This is a genomic window from Variovorax sp. dw_954 (assembly GCF_018449755.1).
In the GTDB taxonomy this organism is placed as follows: Bacteria; Pseudomonadota; Gammaproteobacteria; order Burkholderiales; family Burkholderiaceae_C; genus Variovorax.
Genome location: NZ_JAAVVD010000001.1, coordinates 1 through 17,997 on the forward strand (window position 1 = coordinate 1; position 17,997 = coordinate 17,997).

Annotated in this window: 13 protein-coding genes; 12 read left to right on the forward strand and 1 reads right to left on the reverse strand. The window is 67.7% G+C overall.

Features of this window, described 5'->3' with window-relative positions; all coding sequences use genetic code 11:
* Positions 1 to 49: 49 nt before the first annotated feature.
* The gene (locus tag HB681_RS00005; protein WP_213952701.1) at positions 50 to 1,606 is read right to left on the reverse strand and encodes an FAD-dependent oxidoreductase; all 1,557 of its coding nucleotides are present in this window, start codon (positions 1,604 to 1,606) and stop codon (positions 50 to 52) included.
* A 289-nt stretch (positions 1,607 to 1,895) separates the two neighbouring features.
* Between HB681_RS00005 and kdpF the strand changes: the two genes are divergently transcribed.
* The 12 genes from kdpF (at position 1,896) to HB681_RS00065 (ending at position 17,967) form a co-directional block, all read left to right on the forward strand.
* Positions 1,896 to 1,994 carry a K(+)-transporting ATPase subunit F gene (gene kdpF / locus HB681_RS37885; protein WP_213952702.1) on the forward strand — a complete coding sequence of 33 codons (99 nt, stop codon included), beginning with the start codon at positions 1,896 to 1,898 and terminating at the stop codon, positions 1,992 to 1,994.
* Between the two features lies 1 nt (position 1,995).
* The gene (gene kdpA, locus HB681_RS00015) at positions 1,996 to 3,798 is read left to right on the forward strand and encodes a potassium-transporting ATPase subunit KdpA (RefSeq protein ID WP_213952703.1); all 1,803 of its coding nucleotides are present in this window, start codon (positions 1,996 to 1,998) and stop codon (positions 3,796 to 3,798) included.
* A gap of 4 nt (positions 3,799 to 3,802) precedes the next feature.
* The gene (kdpB, locus tag HB681_RS00020) at positions 3,803 to 6,031 is read left to right on the forward strand and encodes a potassium-transporting ATPase subunit KdpB (protein ID WP_275946393.1); all 2,229 of its coding nucleotides are present in this window, start codon (positions 3,803 to 3,805) and stop codon (positions 6,029 to 6,031) included.
* 64 nt (positions 6,032 to 6,095) lie between these two features.
* Complete coding sequence (kdpC, locus tag HB681_RS00025; RefSeq protein ID WP_213952704.1) at positions 6,096 to 6,671, forward strand: potassium-transporting ATPase subunit KdpC; 576 nt, start codon at positions 6,096 to 6,098, stop codon at positions 6,669 to 6,671.
* A gap of 157 nt (positions 6,672 to 6,828) precedes the next feature.
* On the forward strand, positions 6,829 to 9,555 hold the full coding sequence (locus tag HB681_RS00030; protein ID WP_213952705.1) for a DUF4118 domain-containing protein: 2,727 nt from the start codon (positions 6,829 to 6,831) through the stop codon (positions 9,553 to 9,555).
* A gap of 159 nt (positions 9,556 to 9,714) precedes the next feature.
* Entirely contained in the window at positions 9,715 to 10,410 is a 696-nt protein-coding gene (kdpE, locus tag HB681_RS00035) for a two-component system response regulator KdpE (RefSeq protein ID WP_213952706.1), read from the forward strand.
* A gap of 173 nt (positions 10,411 to 10,583) precedes the next feature.
* Complete coding sequence (locus tag HB681_RS00040; RefSeq protein ID WP_213952707.1) at positions 10,584 to 11,738, forward strand: glycosyltransferase; 1,155 nt, start codon at positions 10,584 to 10,586, stop codon at positions 11,736 to 11,738.
* Between the two features lie 295 nt (positions 11,739 to 12,033).
* Positions 12,034 to 12,576, forward strand: a complete 543-nt coding sequence (locus HB681_RS00045; RefSeq protein ID WP_345944596.1) for a GspH/FimT family pseudopilin — start codon at positions 12,034 to 12,036, stop codon at positions 12,574 to 12,576.
* Positions 12,573 to 13,160, forward strand: a complete 588-nt coding sequence (gene pilV / locus HB681_RS00050) for a type IV pilus modification protein PilV (protein ID WP_213952709.1) — start codon at positions 12,573 to 12,575, stop codon at positions 13,158 to 13,160. The genes HB681_RS00045 and pilV overlap by 4 nt, the downstream gene beginning before the upstream one ends.
* Before the next feature lie 10 nt (positions 13,161 to 13,170).
* Positions 13,171 to 13,944 (forward strand): PilW family protein, encoded by a 774-nt coding sequence (locus tag HB681_RS00055; protein ID WP_213952710.1) that lies wholly within the window; start codon positions 13,171 to 13,173, stop codon positions 13,942 to 13,944.
* Positions 13,941 to 14,543: a PilX N-terminal domain-containing pilus assembly protein gene (locus HB681_RS00060; RefSeq protein WP_213952711.1), complete on the forward strand. Its 603-nt coding sequence runs from the start codon at positions 13,941 to 13,943 to the stop codon at positions 14,541 to 14,543. The genes HB681_RS00055 and HB681_RS00060 overlap by 4 nt, the downstream gene beginning before the upstream one ends.
* Positions 14,544 to 14,553: 10 nt before the next feature.
* On the forward strand, positions 14,554 to 17,967 hold the full coding sequence (locus tag HB681_RS00065; protein ID WP_213952712.1) for a PilC/PilY family type IV pilus protein: 3,414 nt from the start codon (positions 14,554 to 14,556) through the stop codon (positions 17,965 to 17,967).
* The last annotated feature ends 30 nt before the right edge of the window (positions 17,968 to 17,997 follow it).

The window sequence follows — 17,997 nt, forward strand, 5'->3', positions numbered from 1 at the left end:
AAAGCGACGCTGACGAATCCAATGTGACCTGATCGAGCGCGCCGCCAATTTACGCACCGAGCGCGCCGACAACCCCAGGCTCCCCCGGCGCAACATCTCCCTCCAGTTCCCGCTCCGCACGCAAGCTGCCCAGGTCACGCCCGATCGTCACCACCGCCAGCACCCGCCCACCCAGCCGATAGCGCACGCTGCAATCCCGTCTCTCCAGCGACCCATCGATCTCGATCGCATCCCACCGCTCCGCATGCCCCACGTACTGCAGCGTCACGTCGTAGTACTGGCTCCAGAAGAACGGGCTGATATCGAAGCGCCGTCGCTGGCCGAGCATGTTCAGGGCGGCGATCTGGCCCTGGCGTTGCGCGAGCGTCCAGTGTTCGACGCGGATGCGTTCGCCCGAATGCGGATCGGGCCAGCGCGCAATGTCGCCGGCCGCGAAGATGCCCGGCGCGCTGGTCTGCAGGTACGCGTCGACGCTCACGCCGCGGTCGATGACGAGCCCGGCCTGCTCGGCCAGCGCGATCGACGGCCGCACGCCAACGCCCGCGACGATCAGGTCGGCCTCGACGACGCTGCCATCGGCGAGCGAGGCGCGCCGGCCGTCCACGCGCGTCACCTTCGTGCCCAGATGAAAGTTCACGCCATTCGACGCATGCAGGTCGCGCACGAAGGCGCCGAGTTCCGGGCCGAGCACGCGCTGCATCGGCACCGCGTCGGGCGCCACGACATGCACCTCCAGGCCACGGGCGCGCAGCGATGCCGCAACCTCCAGCCCGATGAAGCTCGCGCCGATCACCAGCGCCGAGCGGGCCGATGCCGCCTGCGCCACGATCGCGCGGCTGTCCGCGAAGCTGCGCAGGCTCAGCACCTGCCCCGGCGCCGCACCGGGTGCTTCGAGCTGCACCGGGTCGGCCCCGGTGGCGAGCAGCAACGCGCCGAAGCGCAGTGATTCGCCGCCGGCCATGCGCAGCATGCGCGCGGACACGTCGATCGCCTCCACGCGCGTGCTCAGCCGCAGGTCGATGCGCTGCTCGCGGTACCAGTCGTCGGGCTTCAGCGGTATCCAGTCGGGCTCTGCCGTGCCGGCGAGGAAGTCCTTCGACAGGTTCGGCCGGTCGCAGGGCGGGTCGACGTCGGCGCTGAGCATCGTCAGGCGGCCTTCGTAGCCTTCGCGCCGCAAGCGGTCGGCAGCGGCCAGTCCGGCCGCGCCGCCACCGACGATGACCACGTCGTCCAGCGGCGCGTCGTCGGTCTTCCTGATGAGCGAACGCGGCGCGGCGACGATGCGTTCGCGCGCGAACACGCGGCCATCGGCCTGCTCGACGCGCCAGCTCGGCAGGTCGTCGAGTGCCGGCGCGCACAAGGCCGCGCCGCTGCGGATGTCGAACTGCGCATGGTGCATCGGGCAGTGCAGCACATGGCCGCAGAGGAGGCCATCGGCGAGCGCCGCGTGGTAGTGCGTGCACTGCGCACCGATCGCGTAGAAGGCATCGCCCTGGCGCAGCAGCAGCGCGTCTTCGCCGTCGACCTGACCGGGCAGCATGGCGCCGTCGGCGATGCGGTCGAGCGGGACGCCGGCCTTGAGATCGGGTGGGGTGGAGTCGGTCATGGTGGTGGGGTTTGTAGTTGTTCCAGACGTCGGGGCAGACCGCACAGTACTCGCGTGTCGCGGGGTCTGCAAACCCCGTGCCTCCCGGCCTTTTTTACGGCTTCTTTACACCCCGCGCCGCACTCCATTCCCCGTTTTTACGCGCGCTTCCGGAGACTGCCTGCATGTCTGGAAACCGGAGTGTCTGAATGGACTTGATATGGATTGCCGCCCTGGCCGTGCTGTGGCTGGGCGTGGTGCAGATGGTGGCGGGCCTGCACAAGCTGCAGGCTGGCAAAGGGGAACGGCCGTGATCAGCCTCGACGTGCTCTACGGCTTCGGCGCGTTCATCGCGATCGCGCTGTTCGCCTACCTGGTCTACGCGCTGCTGTACGCGGAGGACTTCTGAAATGAGCGCCTCTGCCTGGACCTTGCTGGTCCTTTTCCTCGCCGTGCTAGGGCTGCTGGCCTGGCCGGTCGGCCGCTTCCTCGCGGCCTTGTGCGAGGGCCGCCTGCCGCGCTGGATGGCGCGTATCGAAGCGCCGCTCTACCGGCTCGCCGGCGTGTCCCCTGATGCGTCGATGCACTGGCGCAGCTACGCCTTGGCGCTGCTCGCGTTCAATGCGCTGGGCGCGCTCGTCGTCTACGGCTTGCAGCGCCTGCAAGGCCTGTTACCGCTCAACCCGGCCGGCATGGCCGCAGTCTCGCCCGACTCGTCCTTCAACACCGCGGTCGCCTTCGTCACCAACACCAACTGGCAAGGCTATGCCGGCGAGTCGACGATGAGTTATCTCACGCAGATGCTCGGGCTCACGGTGCAGAACTTCCTCTCGGCCGCGACAGGCATCGCAGTCGCGTTCGCATTGGCCCGCGGCTTTGCCGCGCGCCGCACGGATGGCAAGGGGCTCGTCGGCAACTTCTGGGTCGACACCACGCGCATCACGGTGTGGCTGCTGCTGCCGCTGTCCTTCGTCATCGCCGTGTTCTTCGCGGGGCAGGGCGTGATCCAGAACTTCGACAGCTACAAGACCGTTGACACGCTGGAAACGCAAAGCTGGCAGCAGCCGAAGAACGGCCCCGATGGCCAGCCCCTGAAAGACGCCGCCGGCAACCCGGTGATGGAAGACGCGAGCGGCAAGACGCAGACCTTGGCGATGGGCCCGGTCGCGTCGCAGGAGGCGATCAAGATGCTCGGCACCAATGGCGGCGGCTTCTTCAATGCCAACTCGGCGCATCCCTACGAGAACCCGAGCGCGCTCGCGAACTTCGTGCAGATGCTGGCGATCTTCCTGATCCCGGCCGCCTTGTGCTTCGCCTTCGGCCGTGTCGTGGGCGACCTGCGCCAGGGTTGGGCGGTGCTGGCCGCGATGACGGTGATGTTCGTCATCGCCGTGGTGGCGTTGGTGCCGGCGGAACAGGCGGGCAACCCATTGCTCGCTTCGATGGGCGTCGACCAATTGCACAGCGCATTGCAGGCCGGCGGCAACATGGAAGGCAAGGAAGTGCGCTTCGGCATCGATGCGTCCGCGTTGTTCGCCGCCGTGACCACGGCCGCATCGTGTGGCGCGGTGAACGCGATGCACGACTCGCTCACGCCCATCGGCGGCCTGGTGCCGCTGGTGCTGATGCAACTGGGCGAGGTGGTGTTCGGCGGTGTCGGCAGCGGGCTCTACGGCATGCTGGTCTTCGCGATCCTCGCGGTGTTCATCGCGGGCCTGATGATTGGCCGCACGCCGGAATACCTCGGCAAGAAGATCGAGACGCACGAGATGAAGCTCACCTCGATCGCGATCCTGGTCACGCCGATCCTGGTGCTGGCCGGCACCGCGCTCGCGGTGAGCCTGGCGGACGGCAGGGCGGGCATTGCCAACCCCGGCGCGCATGGCTTCTCTGAGATCCTCTATGCGCTGACCTCGGCCGGCAACAACAACGGCAGCGCCTTCGCCGGGCTCTCGGCCAACAGCCCGTTTTACAACGCGCTGCTCGGCCTGGTGATGTGGCTCGGACGCTTCGGCGTGATCGTGCCGGTGCTGGCGATCGCGGGCGCGCTGGCCGCGAAGAAGCGCCTACCCGAGACCGAGGGCACCATGCCCACGCACGGCCCGCTGTTCGTCTCCCTGCTGATCGGCACCGTGCTGCTGGTCGGCTTGCTCAACTACGTGCCCGCACTGGCGCTGGGCCCCGTCGTCGAGCATCTGATGCTCTGGAAGTGATCCCATGAAATCCGAAAACCTTGTCGTCCCGATGCCGAAGCTGTCGACGCGCTCGTCGCTCTCGCTGTTCGATGCCACGCTGGTCGTGCCCGCGCTGCGGGGCGCCTTCGCCAAGCTGAGTCCGCGTGTGCAGTGGCGCAATCCCGTGATGTTCGTGGTCTACATCGGCAGCATCCTCACCACCTTGCTGTGGCTGCACGCCCTCAGCTTCGAGGGCGGCACCGGCATGCCGCCCGGCTTCGTGCTGGCCATCTCGGTCTGGCTCTGGTTCACCGTGCTGTTTGCCAACTTTGCCGAGGCGCTGGCGGAAGGGCGCAGCAAGGCGCAGGCGGCATCCTTGCGCGGCCTGCGCAAGGACACGTGGGCCAAGAAGCTGAATGCGCCGCATCACAAGGCAGGCTTCCTTCCGGAGCAGGCGCCGAACCTGCGCAAGGGCGACGTGGTGCTTGTCGAGACGGGCGACGTGATCCCGCTCGATGGCGAAGTCATCGAAGGCGTGGCCTCGGTGGACGAGAGCGCGATCACCGGCGAATCGGCGCCCGTGGTGCGCGAGTCGGGCGGTGACTTCTCTGCCGTGACTGGCGGCACGCGCGTGCTGTCTGACTGGCTTGTTGTTCGCATCACCGTGAACCCCGGCGAGTCCTTCCTGGACCGAATGATCGGCATGGTCGAGGCGGCCAAGCGCCACAAGACACCGAACGAAATCGCGCTGACCATCCTGCTGGTCGCGCTGACGCTGGTGTTCCTCATGGTGACAGTGACGCTGCTGCCGTACTCGCAGTTCAGCGTGGGCGCGGTGGGAGCGGGCAGCGTGGTGTCGCTGACCGCGCTGGTGGCGCTGCTGGTGTGCCTGATCCCGACCACCATCGGCGGCCTGCTGTCAGCGGTCGGCGTGGCGGGCATGAGCCGCATGATGCAGGCCAACGTGATCGCGACCTCTGGCCGTGCGGTGGAAGCGGCGGGCGACGTCGACGTGCTGCTGCTCGACAAGACCGGGACCATCACGCATGGCAACCGGCAGGCGAGTGCCTTCCTGCCCGGCCCCGGCATTGCGCAGCAGCGCCTGATCCATGCGGCGGTCATTGCCTCGCTGGCTGACGAGACGCCCGAGGGCCGCAGCATCGTGGAACTGGCGCGCCGCATGGGCGTGAGCGACGTGGCCGTTGCGGGCCTGCTCGGTGGCGACGGGAAGGCGCGCGATGCGAAGACTTCTGCCGGAGCCGGTGCAGTCGGTTCGGTCGGTGCGGTGCACGCGGTGGCGAACGCGGGCGGCCGAATCGTTGCGTTCACCGCACAGACACGCATGAGCGGCGCGGACCTGCCCGCCGCGGGACACACCCTCGACACCGGCGCCGTCATGCTGCGCAAGGGCGCGGTCGAGGCGGTGCGCAAGCACGTCGAGGCGCTAGGCGGATCGATGGCGAGCGAGTTGCTGCGCACGGCCGACGACGTGGCGCGCCGTGGCAGCACGCCGCTGGCGGTGTCGGAGGGCAACCGGGTGCTCGGCATCGTCGAGCTGAAGGACATCGTCAAGGCCGACATCAAGGAGCGCTTCGCCGAGCTGCGCCGCATGGGCATCAAGACGGTGATGATCACCGGCGACAACAAGCTCACAGCCGCGGCCATCGCGGCAGAGGCCGGCGTCGATGACTTCCTCGCCGAGGCCACGCCGGAGGACAAGCTCGCGCTGATCCGCCAATACCAGGCCGAAGGCCGCTTGGTCGCGATGACCGGCGACGGCACCAACGATGCACCCGCGCTCGCACAGGCCGACGTGGCGGTGGCGATGGGCAGCGGCACGCAGGCCGCGAAGGAGGCCGGCAACATGGTCGACCTCGACTCCAACCCGACCAAGCTGCTCGAAGTGGTCGAGACCGGCAAGGCGCTGCTGATGACGCGCGGCTCGCTCACCACCTTCTCGATCGCCAACGACGTGGCCAAGTACTTCGCGATCATCCCGGCGATCTTCGTGTCGACCTATCCGCAACTGGGCGCGCTCAACGTGATGAAGCTCGCGAGTCCATCGTCCGCGATCCTGTCGGCGGTGATCTTCAATGCGTTGGTGATCGTGTTCCTGATCCCGCTGGCGCTGAAGGGCGTGCGCTACCGGCCGGTGGGTGCGGCCGCGCTGCTGCGGCGCAATCTCGCCATTTACGGGCTGGGCGGGCTGGTCGTTCCGTTCATCGGCATCAAGGCCATCGACTGGCTGCTTGCTCTCGTCGGGTGGGTATGAGCACGCCCTCAAGGCCGCGCGCACGTCGCGTTCTTCGACCCGATCATCAAACCAAGGAATTCCAATGACAAACCAGATCATTCGCCCCGCGCTCGTGATATTCACGGCCCTCACGCTGCTCACCGGCGTGCTCTATCCGCTGGCCGTCACCGGCGTCGCGCACGCCGCGTTCCCCGCGCAGGCGGCGGGCAGCCTGGTCATGCGTGACGGCAAGGCCATCGGCTCCACGCTGATCGGCCAGAACTTCAGCGACCCGAAGCACTTCTGGGGCCGCCCCTCCGCCACCGCGCCGATGCCCTACAACGCCGCTGCGTCCGGTGGCGCCAATCAAGGCCCGTTGAACCCGGCACTGGCCGACGCAGTCAAGGCCCGCATCGAGGCCTTGCGCGCAGCCGATCCCGGCAACACCGCGACGGTGCCGGTCGACCTGGTTACCGCATCGGCCAGTGGACTCGATCCGCACATCAGTCCCGCCGCCGCGCGCTACCAGGCGGCCCGTGTCGCGCACGCACGCAACATGCAGCCGGCGCAGGTCGAGCAACTGATCGCGAGCCATACCGAAGGCGCCTTGTGGGGCTTGCTCGGCGAGCCGCGCGTCAATGTGCTGGAACTCAATCTGGCCTTGGACGGGGCGCAGTGAATGCGGCCGACCGCAGAAGTCGCAAAGGTTTCGCAAAAGTCGCAAAGGGAATTCAGAAGACATTTTTGATATTCCTTTCGCGTCCTTCGCGTAACCTTCGCGTCCTCTGCGTACGGCTGTCCGATCCCGCATCTGGTCGTACGCTCAACACCAACGCATGAACGACGCCCTCCGCCCCGACCCTGACGCATTGCTCGCGCAACTGCGCAGTGACGAGGCGCGCGCCCAACGCGGCAAGTTGCGCATCTACTTCGGCGCGAGCGCTGGCGTCGGCAAGACATGGGCCATGCTGAGCGCAGCGCAACGCGAACGTTCAGCCGGGCGCGACGTGCTGGTCGGCGTCATCGAGACGCATGGCCGCAGCGAAACGGCCGCCTTGCTCGCAGGCCTCGAACAACTGCCGCTGCGCCAGATGCCTTACCGCGACCGCGCACTCCCGGAGTTCGATCTGGACGCAGCGTTGCAACGCAAGCCCGCGGTCCTCCTGGTCGACGAACTGGCCCACACCAACGCCCCCGGCTCGCGCCATGCCAAGCGCTGGCAGGACGTGCAGGAGCTGCTGGCCGCGGGCATCGAAGTCTGGTCAGCCATCAACGTGCAACATCTTGAAAGCCTCAACGGCACGGTCGGCGCCATCACCGGCGTGCGGGTGCACGAGACGGTGCCCGACACAGTGCTCGACGAGGCCGACGAAGTTGTGCTGGTAGACGTCACGCCCGACGAACTTACCGCGCGCCTGGCAGCCGGCAAGGTCTACCTGCCGCAGCAGGCCGAGCGCGCCGCGCAGAACTTCTTCCGCAGGGGCAACCTCATGGCGCTGCGCGAGATTGCCTTGCGCCGCACCGCCGAGCACGTGGAAGACGACATGCGCGGCTGGCGCGTCGAACAGTCCGGCACCAGCGCCTTGCAGGCCTGGAACACCTCGGGCGCAATCCTCGCGTGCGTCGGCCCGCACGAGGATGCGGCCCAGACCGTGCGCACCGCCGCGCGGCTCGCGGGCCAGCTCAACGTGCGCTGGCATGCGGCCTATGTCGAGACGCCGCCCTTGCAGCGGCTGGCCGCATCGCGGCGCGACCGCGTCCTGTCCGTGCTGAAGCTGGCGGAGCAACTCGGTGCGGAGACTGCAGTGCTGACCGGCGATGACGTCGCGCAGCAACTCGCCCTGCAGGCCCGCAAACTCAACTGCGCGATGCTGGTCGTGGGCCGGCGCGCGGAGCCCGAAGGCTGGCGCCGCTGGTGGCCATGGCGCATATCGCTTGCGCGTCGGTTGGCGCGCCACGCGCCCGCGCTGGACATCGTCGCGGTCGGTCATGTCGAGGCCACGCGCCGCCTCGCACGCGCACCGCTGGACGCGCGGGGCCATGCCGCGACCGACGTGGCCGAGCACCAGCCACCCTCGCGCTGGCGCAGCTTTGTCGCGGCGGCCGTGAGCAGCCTCGCGGTCACCTTGCTCGCGACGCCGCTGACCGGCGTGCTGGCGCCGGCCAACATCGTGATGCTGTTCCTGCTCGGCGTCGTGATCGTCGCCGCGCGCTACGGGGCCCGCGCCGCGGCCTTCGCGGCGTTGCTCAACGTGGGCGCCTTCGATTTCTTCTTCGTGCCGCCGCGCATGTCGTTCTCGATCAGCGATGTCCAGTACCTCGTGACCTTCGCCGTCATGCTGGTCGTCGGCCTGCTGGTCGGGCAACTGACCGCGTCGCTGACCTTTTCCATGAACGTGTCGAACAGCCGCGAGCGCCGCGCGCAGTCGCTGTTCGAACTGGCGCGTGACTTGTCGGCGGCGCTGGAAAGCAGCCAGGTCGTCGAGCTCGGCACGGCCGCCGTGCAACGCTACTTCGGCGGCCGGGCCCGCGTTCTCATCACCAACGAGGCCGACCAACTCCTGCCGCCCGAACCCGTGCCCGAGGGCTTCGACTTCAGCGTGGCCGACTGGGCCTTCCGCCAGGCCCAGCCAGCGGGCCTGGGCACCGCCACGCTGGCCGCGCAGCCATGGCACTACATCCCCTTGCAGGCGCCGATGCGCGTGCGCGGCGTGCTGGCGCTCGCACCCGCGCAAACGCGATGGCTGCTGATCCCCGAGCAGGCGCAGCAACTGGAGACGCTGGCGCGCCAGATCGCCATCGCGCTCGAACGCGTGCACTACGTCAACGTGGCGCAGACGGCGGTCGTCGAGATGGAATCGGAGCGCCTGCGCAACGCCTTGCTCGGCGCCATCTCCCACGACGTGCGCACGCCGCTCACTGCGCTGATCGCACTGGCCGAATCGCTGCGCACGCTGCCGCCGCAGCAGCATGCCGAGGCGGCGCAGGCCATCGTGGCGCAGGCGCGCGCCCTCAATGCGCTGGTGGACAACCTGCTCGACATGGCGCGGCTCGAAAGCGGCATGGGCGACGGCACGGTCAACCTGCGGCGCGACTGGCAATCGATCGAGGAGGTGGTCGGCGCCGCGATCCGCGCCGCACGTCCCGCGCTGGGTGAGCGACCCGTGCAGACCGAACTCGCGCCCGATCTTCCGCTGGTGGAGTTCGATGCCGTGCTGATCGAGCGCGTGCTGGTCAACCTGCTGGAGAACGCAGCCAAGTACGGCGCGCCGCCGATCGTGCTGGGCGCGACCGTCACGCCGTCGACGCTGGTCCTCACGGTGCGGGACCACGGCTCCGGCTTGCCCACTGCACTGAAAGGCCGCGAGCAGACCCTCTTCGACAAGTTCACGCGCGGCCAGTCCGAGTCCGCGACCCCCGGCGTCGGCCTGGGCCTGGCCATCTGCAAGGCAGTGGTGCACGCGCATGGTGGCGCCATCACCGCGTCCGACGCTGAAGGCGGCGGCGCAGAATTCACCGTGACCTTGCCGAGGCGAGAGCCGCCGACGATGGAGGTGCCATGAAAGCGGACAGCCGGACGCAAAGGACGCAAAGGACGCAAAGGTCCCGCGAAGGACGCGAAAGAAGACAGAAATTTTCTTTGAATTCCTTCGCGTCCTTCGCGTATCTTCGCGCCCTTCGCGTACGGTCAAGTCCGATCCCGCATCCGAATTCCTGAACCCATGCCCCCACCCACCGCCATCGTGATCGAGGACGAGCCCCAGATCCGCCGCTTCGTACGCGGCGCATTGGAGGCCGAGGGCTGGCAGGTGCATGAGGCGGGCAACCTGCGTGACGGACTCGCGGCGGCGGGCACGCGCCAGCCCGACCTGCTGGTGCTCGACCTGGGCTTGCCCGATGGCGATGGTGTCACCCTGATCCGCGATGTGCGCGGTTGGTCGGCGGTGCCGATCATCGTGCTGTCGGCACGTACCGACGAAGCCGACAAGGTCGAGGCGCTCGATGCCGGCGCGGACGACTACCTCACCAAGCCCTTCGGCACCGGCGAACTGTTGGCCCGTGTGCGCGCCAACCTGCGCCGGCCGCGTGCCGCGGGCGGCGGCGGCGAGGAGCCCGAGGCCACCTTCCGCTTCGGCGAGATCGAACTGGACCGCGCCGCCCGCATCGTGCGCCGTGCCGGCCACGAAGTGCACCTGACGCCCACCGAATACCGCCTGCTGGCCACGCTCGCGGCCAACCCCGGCCGCGTGCTCACGCAGCGCCAGTTGCTGCGCGAGGTCTGGGGCCCGTCGCATTCCGAACAGAGCCACTACCTGCGCATCTACATGGGCCACCTGCGCCAGAAGCTCGAAGCCGATCCGGCACAGCCGCGGCACCTGCTGACAGAGACCGCGGTGGGCTACCGGCTGGTGATGTAGCCCTCGAATCAAAGGGCCGGACAGCCGAACGCAGAAGGAATACAGGATCTACGCAGAAGTCGCAGAAGTCGCAGAAGAAGACATCTCAATTCTGGTTTTTTTGCGACTTCTGCGAAACCTTTGCGACCTCTGCGTTCGGCCTTTCCGCCCCCTTCGCGAGACACTCAACGCCCATGACATCCCGACAACTCCTCATCCTCAGCGTCAGTGCCGGCAACGGCCACGTCCGCGCCGCGCAGGCGCTCGCCGCCACGGCCGAAGCCCTCGTACCGCCTTGCGGCGCGACCCACATCGACGCCATGGCCCACTTTCCGAGCGGATTCCGCAAGATTTATACCGATTGGTATATCAAGCTGGTCAACCGCGCGCCCGAGGTCTGGTCCTACCTGCACCAGAAGACCGACACCACGCCGCACAGCGCCACCTCGCAGCGCCTGCGCCGCGGCATCGAGCGGGTGAGCGCCGGCGCGCTGCTGCGCGAGGTGCATCGCGTCGATCCCAAGGCCATCGTCTGCACGCACTTCCTGCCGGCCGAGTTGCTCATGCGCGAGCAGAACAAGGGCCGGATCGACTGCCCGGTCTGGCTGCAGGTCACCGACTACGACCTGCACAACATGTGGATCGTCCCCGGCATGGCCGGCTACCTTGCCGCCACCGATGAGGTCGCGGTCCGCATGCGGGCGCGCGGCCTGGCGTCCGACCGCATCCACGTCACCGGCATCCCGGTGATGCCGGCCTTCTCGCAGCCCGATGCGCCCGAACTGGCGCGCGACGCCTGCGTCGCCCGGCTGGGCCTCGATCCGGCGCGCAAGGTCATCCTCATGGTCTCGGGCGGCGCCGGCGTGGGCGATCTCCCGAGCATGGTCGAGCGCGTGCTGGCGCTCGAAGGCCCGGGCTGCGACTTCCAGGTGATTGCCGTCGCGGGCCGCAATGAAGCGGCGCACGCGGCGCTGAAGCGCCTGGGCGAGCGCTCGGCCGGCCGGCTCGTCGCCATCGGCTTCACCAACGAGATGGAGCGGCTCATGGCCGCGGCCGACCTGGTGGTCACCAAGCCGGGTGGCCTGACCATCTCCGAATGCCTCGCGCTCGGCAAGCCGATGCTGCTGGTGTCGCCCATTCCGGGGCAGGAGGAGCACAACGCCGGCTTCCTGATGGAGGAGGGGGCCGCCTGGCTCGCCTACGACACCATCGGGCTGGAATACAAGATCGCCCGCCTGATGGCCGCGCCGGAACAGCTCGCCCGCATGGCGCGGATCAGCCGTGGGCTCGGCAAGCCGGACGCCGCGCGGCGCGTGCTGGAACGCGTGCTCCAGGGCGACGCTGCATAAGTACGCCTGATGGCGCGCGCGACTGTGCGCGAGGCCGGCCGGACGGCTTCGGCCTGAAGTTGTAGTCACGCCGCCCATCGTCGGCCGGGCGCCGTTTGTCGGAAGAAGTGCGCGCGCACTAACTCAAACGGCTTCGAAAAGTGCAATCTATCGACTTACTTCCTTGCCTTTGCGGGCAGGAAGCAGGCCAGGGAGCCACAGGTGAAGAACGCCAGCAACCTGTACCCGATCGATGATCTGCCCGATCCACGTCGTTGCCTTCAGCCGCGCGACTTTCCGCACAAGTCTCCGTGTCGTGCGCCGCCTTCGCGGCGTGACCGCCGTCGAATTGATGGTGGTCCTCGCGGTGGTGGCCATCCTGGCCACCGTCGCCGCGCCTTCCTTCATCGACCTGACGCAGCGCAATCGCGTTGCCACCGAGGTCAATGGCTTTGTCGGCGACCTGCAGTTCGCGCGCGCCGAAGCCATCCGCCGCGGCGAAACCGTGACCGTGTGCGCCACCTCCGCCACCAATACCGCGGTGTGCGGCGGCAACAACACGCCCTGGCAGAACGGCTGGCTCATCTTCAACAACGGCAATGCGTCGAACATCACCATTGACACCGGCGAGACGGTCATGCGCAGGCAAGCCAAGTGGAGCGGCACCGACACCTTCACCGCGAGCGGCGGCCTGGGCGCCATCACCTACAGCCGCGACGGATTTGCATTGAACCTGCCCGGCGGCACGGTGCAGTTGACGCTCAACACCAGCCCCGTCAATGCCAAGGCCACGCGCTGCGTGACCCTGAACCTCGCCGGGCGGCAGCAGGTTCTCACCGCGGGGGGAACCTGCTCATGAAGCGCAATTCACTGTCGTCTTCGCGTCGGTCGCGGACAGCTCAGGCCGGCTTCACCCTGCTGGAGGTGATGGTCGCCGTGCTGCTGCTGACGATCGGCATCTTCGGCTTTGCCAAGATGCAGGCGCTGGCCGTCTCCAGCACGCAGACCGCCAGCAGCCGCTCGATCGTGGCCATGCAGGCCAACAGCCTGGCCGCGGCCATGCACGGCAACCGGGAGTTCTGGCGCGACGGCGGGCTGGTCGTGAGGACTTTCAGCACCAATGGCGCCGTGGTCACTGACGCCACCGGCGTAGTGAGCACGATCCCGTCGGGCGAATGTACCTCGGCCACGAAGCCGTCAGGGCCCAAATGCTCCCTGCAGCAGATGGCGGCGCTCGAAGTCGGCATTTGGGCGCGGAACCTCGACGCCCTGCTCCCCGGCACGACTTCGCTCGTCAACTGCTCGAGCAGCTCCGATGTGCCCGTGAGTTGCGTTCTCACGATCCAGTGGAACGACAGGTACATCAACTCCACGAAGACGGCGGCCGGAACCGGATTCGGCACCAGCGGTGCGCGTTCGTACACGCTCTACATCGAACCTTGAGGGCCGTTTCATGCGAAGACCCAGCATCCTGCGCGCCGTCCGACAAGCCGGCTTCACGCTGATCGAACTGATGGTGGCCATCGCCATTGCGCTGTTCCTGCTCGCGGCGGTGCTCAACGTCTACCTGAACATGAAGAACACCTTCAACGCGCAGAACGACCTCGCGCAGTTGCAGGACAGCCAGCGCCTCGCGCTCACCATGCTCACCACCACCATCCAGTCGGCCGGCTATTTCGTCGATCCGCTGGGCGACACGCGCCCACAGGCGCTGCCGCAGGTGACCACCGTGACCCGGGCCGACGGGTCCAGCTACGCCTTCGATGCCGGGCAGGGAATCGTCGGCACAACCGGCGCCGGCACAGGTGCGGCGGCCGATTCCGTCACGGTCCGCTACCAGCGCGCGAACGGCGACGGCCTCATGAACTGCCAGGGCGTCACCAACACCGCCGGTGCCCTCGGCAGCGTGGCCGTGACGGTCAACACCTTCAGGGTGAATGCGAACAACGAACTCACCTGCACGCTCGACGACGGCACCGGCGCCGGCGCGCCGGTGGCGCTGGCCACCAATGTCAGCAACTTCAGCGTGCTGTACGGCGTCGACAGCGATGGCGACGACAAGCACGCCGTCGACACCTACATGCCGGCCGCCGGCATCACGGCGGCGAATCTCTGGGGCAACGTCTACACCGCGCGGGTCTCGCTCGGGTTCCCGCAGAAGAAGGTCGACGGCACGACGCAGACCGTCACCGTCGTCCAGGTCATCAACCTGATGAACACCAAATGAAGCCGCACCTTCCATCCACCGGTCCCCGTGCGCAACGCGGTGTCGCGCTGCTCACCAGCCTGCTCATCCTGGTCATCGTGTCGCTGGTCGCGGTGAGCATGTACCGCAGCTTCGGCACGCAGGAGTCGATTGCCGGCAACACGCTGGAGAAGCAACGTTCCTTGTCTGCCGCCGAAAGCGCCGTGCGCTACGGCGAATGGTGGCTCGGCCAGGGCAACGCAGGGGCCGGCGGCGCCTGCAGCGGCACCGTCGACGGCACCGTGCAGGCCAACATGCGGATCTGCAGCGGCACCAACAGCAAGCTGGTGAATCCGGGCACGCTGCCGTGGACCAGCAGCATCACCTACAAGCCGCCGCAGATGCCGGTGAACACGGCGGGCAACGTCAACAGCCAGTCGTCGAGCGGCACCGTCGGCGACGTCAACTATGCCAAGAGCCCGGCCCTGCACATCGCGCTGCTGGGTTACAGCGCAGACGGCAAGTCGGTGCTGTACCAGATCACCGGCGTCGGCTACGGCGGGCGCGATACGACCGTCAGCGTGGTGCAAAGCGTCTATGCCGCCTACACGTCTTCCACCAAGGACCTCAGTGGTCCCTGAAAGCCACACCATGTCCTCCAGGCTTTTTCGTTGGCTCGTCGCGCTGCCCGCGCTCGGGCTGGTCGTGCTGGGCGCGCACGCCCAGACGGTCATCAGCGACACCTTGACGGGTGCGTCTTCGCAGTACCCGTGGCAGAGCCTGGCCGGCGCCTGCCTGACCGCGGGTGACGGCACCGGCACGATTCCCAAGTGCGTCGGGCTGCCTTACTACACCTCACGCGGCAGCGACCTGGTGGGTGGCGTCAACGGCAGTCTCGGCAGCACGGGCGATCCGGTCGGAAGCGGCGCGTTGCGCCTTACCGATGGTGGCAGCGATGGCACGAACCAGACCGGCGCCGTCTATTCGCAGTTCGACTTTCCGTCGAACCAGGGCGTCGAGGTGACCTTCAAGACGGTGACCTATGGCGGCAATAGCTATCAAAACTCGGCGAACCAGAAGTCGGGCGCGGACGGGATCGCCTTCTTCCTCGTCAACGGGGACCTGGTCAAGAGCGTGGATGCCAACACCAAGACCGGCGCGTACGGCGGCAGCCTGGGCTACAGCTGCGCGAACGCGAAGGACGTCAACGACGGCCTGCAGGGTGCCTACGTCGGCCTGGGCATCGACGAATTCGGCAACTTCTCCAATCCCGGCGACAACACCGCCAGCGGCTCGGGCTCGGCCCCGGGGCGTGTCAGTTTGCGTGGCGCCGGCAACATCAACTGGACCGCGCTCAACAGCCAGTACCCGAACTACTACCCGTCGACCGTGCCCTCGAACTTTCGGCAACTCGCCGTCGGCAATACGTGCCGCACAGGAACGTTGTGGAACTACACCAACGCCGCGCTACCGGTCGACACCGGAGTCAAAGTCCTGGACTACCCGCTCATCGCGACCAGCGCGCTCACGGTGCAGTCGCCCATCTTCAACCAGGAGGGCGTGTCGAATCCGAAACGCGGCGCCGCGAAGGCCATCACCTACGGCTTGAAGATCACACAGGACGGCCTGCTCAGCCTGAACTACAGCTACGACGGCGGCGCCGCGCAGACCGTGATCAACAAGCAGCTGATCACCGCGTCGAATGGCGCCCTGCCTTCCAAGTTCCGCTTCGGCTTCAGCTCCGGCACGGGCGGCGGCAGCAACGTGCACGAGATCGTCTGCTTCAAGGCGGCGCCAGTGAACGTGGCGGCGAGCTCCGCCGGTATCAACATCCAGCAGTCGGCGCAGGTGCAGGTGGGCTCGCAGATCTACCTGGCCTTCTACCACCCGGTGAACTGGTGGGGCCAGCTCTCCGCGAAGAACCTGGTCATCAACACCACCAACAACACGGTGTCGATCAACCCGACGGCCAACTGGGATGCGAGCTGCGTGCTCACGGGCGGCGCCTGCGCCAGCACCGGCGTCGCCACCACCGCGCAGGCCTCCGCGGCGCGCACCATCCTCACGTCCAATAACTCGATTGGCATTCCGTTCCAGTGGACCAACCTGGGCAGCGGCACGGGCGGCCAGCAGGCGGTGCTGACCGCGGGGGACACCCCCCCCAACACCGCGAACCGGCTCAACTACCTGCGCGGGGACCGCACCAACGAACTCACCTCCAGCGGCACCGGCACGTACCGCCTGCGCGACAGCGTGCTGGGCGACATCGTCAACTCGAGCCCGACATGGGTCGGCCCGCCGCAGTCCCCGTTCACTTCCCCCTGGAAGGACCTGCTGGCGCCGTCGACCACCATGCCCGAAGGCTCGACCACCTACAGCGCCTTCGCGACCGCCAACGCGACCCGCACCAACGTGGTGTACGCGGGCAGCAACGATGGGCTGCTCCACGGCTTCCGCGCGGGGGCCTATACCGCCGGCGGGGACTTCGACACCACCGCCCTCAACGACGGCAGGGAACTGCTGGCGTACATGCCGGCCATGGCCCTCAACACCATCCACTCCAACACCACGGCGGCACTCGATTTCTCGTCGCCGCAATATGGCCACAATGCCTTCGTCGACGCCACGCCGGGCACGGGCGACCTGTATTACGGCGGCCAGTGGCACACCTGGCTCGTGGGCGGGCTGGGTGCGGGCGGCAATGCGGGCGGCGTGATCGGCGACAACACCACCGTCGCCAAAGGTGCGATCTACGCGCTCGACGTCACCACCCCCACCGCCGCCAACTTCGCGGAGTCCAATGCGGCCAACCTGGTGCTGGGTGAATGGAGTTCGAGCACACTGCCCTGCGCCGCCACGGACGTCGCCGCCGTCGCCGCCAGCGGCAGCACGCCCGCCGTGGCCGCGGTCAGCTGCCAGGACAACCTGGGCAGCACCTACGGCACCCCGATCATCCGGCGCATGCATGACGGCAACTGGGCTGTCATCTTCGGCAACGGCCTCAACAGCAAGAACGGCGGCGCGGGCATCTTCATCATGACGGTCGACCAGACCACCGGCGCCAGGACCTTCCGCTACCTCTCGGCGGGCCCGGGCTCCGGCCCGACCATGTCGGGTAGCACGGTCACCGCGCGCAACGGCATTGCCTACGTCAGCTCCGCCGACCTCGATGGCGACCACGTGATCGACTACCTGTATGCCGGCGATGTGTTCGGCAATGTCTGGCGCTTCGACGTGACCAGCGCGACGGCGGGCAACTGGGCCGTCCGTTCGACGGCGATCTTCTACACGGGCGGCAAGCCCATCACCTCCCGCCTGACCGTGTCGTCGGTCGTTGCCGCGTCGACGGCGCCGCGCCTGATGGTGACCTTCGGCACCGGCCAGATCTACCCGCAGACCCTGACGTCCGCCGCCACGCCCACGACCGGGACGCAGTACATGTTCGGTATCTGGGACTGGGACATGGCCGCGTGGAACAACAAGGGCTCGGCGCAATACACCAGCCTGGCGACCGCGCAGACGGTGACCACCTCGTCACTCCAGTCGCAGACCGTGACCACCGACACCACCTATTCCAACGGGCTGATTTCCGGCGCGCGCACCGTCACCCGGAACACGATCTGCTGGCAAGGCTCGACCGCCTGCACCACCGGCAACACCAAGTTCGGATGGTCGGTGCAATTGCCCGGCGCCAATGAGCAGATCATCTACAACCCCATCGTTTCCGACGGCCTGTTCCTGGTGAACACCACGCTGCCGGCGGTGAACCAGGCCCTGAGCTGCGACCAGCAACCGGCCTCGGGCTTCACGATGGCCATCGATCCGGCCACCGGCGCGCCGCCGGCGTCGTCGTTCTTTGGAGATGCCACCAACAACTTCGTGTCGGCCACGGGCCAGATCGTGGCGGGCATCGGCCTGAGCGGCGTCGGCTCGCCGTCGATCGTGAGCGCCGGCACCAAGAAGTACCTGGCCACGCAGACCGTCAGCGGGCAGGGTTCGGTGACGCAGGTCAATCCCGGCTCGGCCAGCGGCGGTGGCCGGCTGACCTGGATCAAGATGCGCTGATGTGCTGTCGTAGACAACGCAGCACGCCAG